The sequence below is a fragment of the Aeromonas sp. ZOR0002 genome (assembly GCF_963866995.1).
GTDB classification, from domain to species: domain Bacteria; phylum Pseudomonadota; class Gammaproteobacteria; order Enterobacterales; family Aeromonadaceae; genus Aeromonas; species Aeromonas caviae.
Genome location: NZ_CAWMFQ010000250.1, coordinates 1 through 5,226 on the forward strand (window position 1 = coordinate 1; position 5,226 = coordinate 5,226).

The following is a 5,226-nucleotide window of genomic DNA, read 5'->3' on the forward strand; positions in this document are numbered from 1 at the left end:
GACCACTGGGAGCGGCTGGTGCTGCATCCTGCCTGCGATCTGCAACTCCTGGAGAGCCCCCATCCGGTGCTGGCGCTCTGGCAGATGGCCCTGCACGGCGGTGAGACGGTCAGGGAACTGGATGCTGTCTGCTCCCTGGCACTCAAGAAACGCCCCGGACACCGGGTCGACCCCATTCCCCTGGATGCCGCCGCCTGGCGTCTGCTGCAAGGCTGCCTGCAGGGCAGGCCGCTGGCCAGCCTGCTGGCTCAGGATCCCGCCATGGCCGAACACCTGGCCCCCCTCATCACCCTCGACCTGCTGGTCGATCTGGAGCTTGCCCCATGACAACGCAAACCCTTGCCAGGCCCCTTGGCCCCCTTGTTGAACGCATCTTGCCCTGGTGCAGCGGTGGCCTGTTGCTGCTTGCCAGGCTCTGGGTCGCCACCATTTTTCTGCGATCCGGCTGGCTCAAGTTAACGGCCTGGGACAGCACCCTCTATCTGTTCGAGTTCGAATATCAGGTGCCCCTGCTGCCCTGGCAGTGGGCGGCCTATGCGGGCACGGCGACCGAGCTGTTGCTGCCCCTCTTCCTGCTGGCGGGCCTCTTCACCCGTCCGGTCGCCTTGCTGCTGTTTGGCTTCAACGCCATGGCGGTCATCTCCTACCCGGCCCTCTGGGCGGGAGGCTTTCACGATCACCAGTTGTGGGGCTGGATGCTGCTGACCCTGGCCGTGTGGGGGGCGGGCCCCCTGGGGCTCGACAGCTGGCGCCTTGCCCGTCGCTCGCCTCCGGCGTAAGGTGGCCGCACACGAGCCCTGCCTGACTGAGGGGTGGGAAAGGAATGCAAAGGAGAAGAGATGAAGGTTCGCGAGGCCCTGGCGGCCGATATTCCTGCCCTGACGACACTGCGCATGGCGCTCTTTTGCGAGGTGGGGGAACTTGCCCGGCCCGATGAGGATCCGGTCCTCAGGGAGGCGACGCAGGCCTACTTCATTCAGGCGCAGGAAGAGGGCAGCGCCCGTAGCTGGGTGGTGGAAGAGGAGGGCGAGGTGGTGGCGTGCGCCACCCTGGCACTCTTTGTGCGCCCGCCTTACCCGGGCAATCTGGCGGGGCGGGAAGGGTACCTGCTCAACATCTACACCCGGCCGGCCTGGCGCAGACGGGGAATGGCGAATGCCCTGCTGGTGGCCATGGTGGCGTATGCCCGCGAGCAGCAACTGGGCAAGCTGTGGCTCCATGCCAGCAGTGATGGGCGCGCGATCTACGAACGGTTCGGCTTTGCCGGCAATCCCGCCTGTCTCGAGTGCGTACCTGGCCGTTAGCCTCCTCTTTTTATGCACCGGGTTGATCCTCTTTCACAAGGGCTGCGTACTGGGAGCCCTTGGCGGCATCGCCGCTTTTCTATACACTGCGCGCCCCATTCGTTTCAGTCGTCCGACCACTTATGTCGGCGCTGGTGGTGCCGATACCCTCTGTGGGTGAGGCCGTGGTGCCCATGGGGATGGTCAACGAGGAAGAAGTGTCATGTTCAATCAGAAGCTCAAAGCGCAGTTGCAGGCATGCCAGACCCGGCTCGACGAGGAGCAGGGCATCATAGAGGCGATCAAGGCGGGTGCCGCCACCGTCATCTTCAGCCCGGAGGGGATCATCCAGGAGGCGAGCACCCCTTTCCTGGCCCTGATGGGATATGGTGCCGCCGAACTGATTGGGCAGCCCCACAGCCAGCTCTGTCCAAGGGCCTGGGGGGAGTCCGGTGACTATCGCCAGTTCTGGCGCCGCCTGGCCCAGGGGGAGGTGCAGTCAGGCACCTTCGAGCGCGTGAACCGGCAGGGGGAGACGCGCTGGCTGGAGGCGACCTATTTCCCGGTGAAGCACCAGGGCCGGGTGACCCGGGTATTCAAGATTGCCAGCGACGTCACCGAACAGCACCAGCGGCTGGAGCGACTCGAAGCGCTGACCGAGGCACTGGACCGCTCCCGGGCCATGATCGAGTTCACCCCGAGCGGCGACATCCTCCATGCCAATGCCAACTTCCTGAGCGTTATGGGTTACACCCTGAGTGAGATCGCGGGCAGGCACCACAGGATCTTCTGTGACGAGGCCTTTCTGCGCGAGCAGCCCCGTTTCTGGGAGGAACTGGCCCGGGGCCAGTTCAAATCCGGCCTCTTCATGCGCCACAATAGCCGGGGGCAGGCCGTCTGGCTGGAGGCGACCTACAACCCCATCCGGGATGGCAGCGGCAAGGTGGTACGGGTGGTGAAGTTCGCCAGCGACATCACCGCGCGCATCGAGCAGAACCACGCCACCCGGGAGGCGGCCCGCCTGGCCCACAGCACCGCCCAGGAGACCCTGCACAGCGCAGAGGAGGGGGCGGGCTTGCTGCGCGCCGTGGTGCAGACCTCTTCCCTCATCGCCTCCCAGGTGGATGAGGCCATCGCCCTCATCGGCCAGCTCAACGAGCAGTCCAGAAGCATCGAGGCCATCGTCTCGACCATCAGCGCCATCGCCGATCAGACCAATCTGCTGGCCCTGAACGCCGCCATCGAGGCGGCGCGGGCAGGGGAGCAGGGGCGCGGGTTTGCGGTGGTGGCGGACGAGGTGCGCCAGCTGGCCGCCCGCACGTCGCTCTCTACCGACGAGATCGCCAAGGTGGTGCAGAAGAACCGCGAGCTGACCGCCAGGGTGACCGACGACATGGCCGGGGTGGCGGGCAGCGCCGAACTCGGCAAGCAGCAGATCGCCGGGGTGGACAAGCTGATGAGCGAGATCCACCAGGAGGCGGACAGGGTCTCCCAGACGGTGTCGGCCCTCTCCATCTGAGGGGCTGACCGCAAGATTGCCAACAGAGTGAGCGATCGGACGGCCAGGCTGAACCCTGGCTGTATGACGCCCCCCTTCGTCATTGTGCCGCCCGCCCCCCTTGTTTAGGCTGCCGCCTCCTTTTTATTGAGCAGGTAGACAACAATGGCAGTACGACAGAGAGGCAGGGCACTGGCCCTGCTGCTGGGAGTGGGGGCGAGCCTGGGGCTCGGTGGTTGCATGGGCCAGATGGGCCTCTCCTCCATGGTGACCAAGGGCAACCTCAGCGTGGTGGACAACCGCTACGGTCGTGCCGGCGTCTTCGTGCTGCTCTCCCCCGTCTATGGCCTGGCGGCCACGGCGGATCTCTTCGTGTTCAACACCATCGAATTCTGGTCCGGCAAGAACCCCATCACCGGCAAGGCGCCCGCCCTGGTGGATCAGAAGAGCGATGCGATCATCAAGGTGAACCAGCACCTGGATCCTGCTCTCAACCAGGTGCCGCTGGCCTTGCTGCCCCAAGGGGTGCGCGAGGTGCAAGTGAGCTACCCGGACGAGCGCACCGCCCAGATGGAGATCCACTACATCGACGGTCAGCGCAGCCTGATGCGGGGAGAGATGCGCGGGGAGCGGCTGGATCTCTATCTGGATGACAAACTGGTCTCGACCCTGAGCCGCGAGCAGCGCGATGCGGCGGCAAGCCGGGGAGCGGTGCAGGCATAATTTGTCGCGCCCCTGATCCTTTACTCCCGACAAATGCTATACATGCCTGCGGGCAAGTACGCCCCGATGTAGAGGGAGTGGGCTATGACGGTAAACGGGTTGCGTTTGGCAGAGCTGATTGGTTCTCTTAGCCATGCCCTGGACATGACGGAAGGGCAGCCGAGAGGCCACTGCATCCGCTGCTGCTGGATAGGCTCTCGTCTGGGGGAGCAACTGGGACTGGATGCCCGGCAGCGCCACGACCTCTACTACACCCTGTTGCTCAAGGATCTGGGGTGCAGCAGCAATGCCGCCCGCATCTGCGAGCTCTATCTCACCGACGATCTTCACTTCAAGCGCGACTTCAAGCTGGTGGATGGCTCCCTCTCCGAGGTGGTCAACTTCGTGCTGGGCCACACCGGCTTGCAGGCGGATCTGCTGGGCCGCTTTCGCAGCCTGTTCCACATCTTTCGCAACGGGGATCAGATAGCCAACGAGCTGATCCTGACCCGCTGCCACCGGGGGGCGGACATCGCCCGCCAGTTGCGTTTCAGCGACGAGGTGGCCCAGGGGATCCTCTCCCTAGATGAGCACTGGAGCGGCAAAGGGCGGCCGCAACAACTGGCGGGAGAGGCCATCCCGCTCTTCTCCCGCATCGCCCTGCTCTGTCAGGTGGTGGACGTGTTTCACGCCGCCGCCGGGCCGGACGCGGCGATGAGGGAGCTGCGCGAGCGCAGCGGCAACTGGTTTGATCCCGCCCTGGTCAGCGCCTTCGAGGCGCTGGCAGACGAGGCCTTCTGGCAAGGGCTGGCGGATCCCGCGTTGGCGGAGCGGGTCTTCGCCCACCCGGCGGGGCAGGGGGAGGTGGCGCTGGCTGAGGATTATCTGGATGAGATTGCTGCGGCCTTCGGCCAGGTGGTGGACTCCAAGAGCCCCTATACCGCGGGGCACAGCGGCAGGGTAGCTCTCTATACCGACATCCTCGCCGCCCAGATGGGGCTGTCCGAGCCACGGCGACGCTGGCTCAAGCGGGGTGCCCTGCTCCACGACGTGGGCAAGCTCGGGGTGAGCAACGCCATCCTCGACAAGCCGGGCAAGCTTGACGAGCAGGAGTGGGCGGCGGTGCAGATGCATGCCGCCTACACCGAGGAGATCCTGAGCCGCATCGGCGCCTTCGAGGAGCTGGCCCAGGTGGCTGGCGCCCACCATGAGCGACTCGACGGCAAGGGCTACCCCAAGGGGCTCAAGGGGGAGGCGATCACCCTGGAGACGCGCATCATCACCACCGCCGACATCTTCGATGCCATCACCGCCAAGCGCCCCTATCGGGATGCCATCCCGGTGCCGCGGGCCCTGGAGATGATGGCGGAAAACCTGGGCACGGCCATCGACCCCGACTGCTTTGCCGCCCTGAAGGCGGGGATAGAGGACTTCTCCCTCTACCTCACTCCGGAGCAGCCCCTGGCTCGTGCAAGCTAAGGCGCGAGCCCGAGACAAGCAAGCCCCGCATCGGCGGGGCTTTTTTGTGGGCGGTTGCAGGCGGCGCGGTCAGGGGCGGGCCGAGGGCTTGGCATAGGGTTGCAGCACCAGCCCCAGCAGGCGATGGAGGTGGGCGAGCTGCTCGATGAGATGGAGATTGAGCCAGAGGTAGCCGCCAAGGGTGGGGTCGTGTCCCTGGCCTGGTGCCTGGCTTGCGTCCCCATCGAGCCGGGCGGCGGCGGCTTGCAGGCGGCCGATGGCCTG

The 5,226-nt window shown here is 65.7% G+C and carries 5 protein-coding genes and 2 pseudogenes; 6 read left to right on the top strand and 1 reads right to left on the bottom strand.

The features are described 5' to 3' along the window. The 6 genes and pseudogenes from AACR77_RS13840 to AACR77_RS13865 all read left to right on the top strand — a co-directional run. A pseudogene (locus AACR77_RS13840) lies at positions 1 to 327 on the top strand (DNA-binding domain-containing protein); the annotation flags it as partial. Next, complete coding sequence (locus tag AACR77_RS13845; RefSeq protein WP_041213281.1) at positions 324 to 779, top strand: DoxX family protein; 456 nt, start codon at positions 324 to 326, stop codon at positions 777 to 779. The pseudogene AACR77_RS13840 and the gene AACR77_RS13845, both read left to right, overlap by 4 nt. Before the next feature lie 60 nt (positions 780 to 839). Beyond that, entirely contained in the window at positions 840 to 1,304 is a 465-nt protein-coding gene (locus tag AACR77_RS13850; RefSeq protein ID WP_010673599.1) for a GNAT family N-acetyltransferase, read from the top strand. A gap of 202 nt (positions 1,305 to 1,506) precedes the next feature. Then, entirely contained in the window at positions 1,507 to 2,802 is a 1,296-nt protein-coding gene (locus tag AACR77_RS13855; RefSeq protein ID WP_042882290.1) for a methyl-accepting chemotaxis protein, read from the top strand. 144 nt (positions 2,803 to 2,946) lie between these two features. Next, positions 2,947 to 3,504 (top strand): DUF3332 domain-containing protein, encoded by a 558-nt coding sequence (locus tag AACR77_RS13860; protein WP_042882293.1) that lies wholly within the window; start codon positions 2,947 to 2,949, stop codon positions 3,502 to 3,504. An 84-nt stretch (positions 3,505 to 3,588) separates the two neighbouring features. Further along, the gene (locus tag AACR77_RS13865) at positions 3,589 to 4,962 is read left to right on the top strand and encodes an HD-GYP domain-containing protein (protein WP_042882295.1); all 1,374 of its coding nucleotides are present in this window, start codon (positions 3,589 to 3,591) and stop codon (positions 4,960 to 4,962) included. A gap of 69 nt (positions 4,963 to 5,031) precedes the next feature. On the opposite strand, the pseudogene AACR77_RS13870 reads toward AACR77_RS13865, so the two are convergent. Then, positions 5,032 to 5,226, bottom strand: a pseudogene (locus tag AACR77_RS13870) (FUSC family protein); the annotation flags it as partial.

Excerpts from the sequence above, each read along its gene's own strand:
- AACR77_RS13865 (WP_042882295.1), top strand. The coding sequence starts at position 3,589 with ATGACGGTAAACGGGTTGCGTTTGGCAGAGCTGATTGGTTCTCTTAGC.
- AACR77_RS13850 (WP_010673599.1), top strand. The coding sequence starts at position 840 with ATGAAGGTTCGCGAGGCCCTGGCGGCCGATATTCCTGCCCTGACGACA.
- AACR77_RS13845 (WP_041213281.1), top strand. The coding sequence starts at position 324 with ATGACAACGCAAACCCTTGCCAGGCCCCTTGGCCCCCTTGTTGAACGC.
- AACR77_RS13855 (WP_042882290.1), top strand. The coding sequence starts at position 1,507 with ATGTTCAATCAGAAGCTCAAAGCGCAGTTGCAGGCATGCCAGACCCGG.
- AACR77_RS13860 (WP_042882293.1), top strand. The coding sequence starts at position 2,947 with ATGGCAGTACGACAGAGAGGCAGGGCACTGGCCCTGCTGCTGGGAGTG.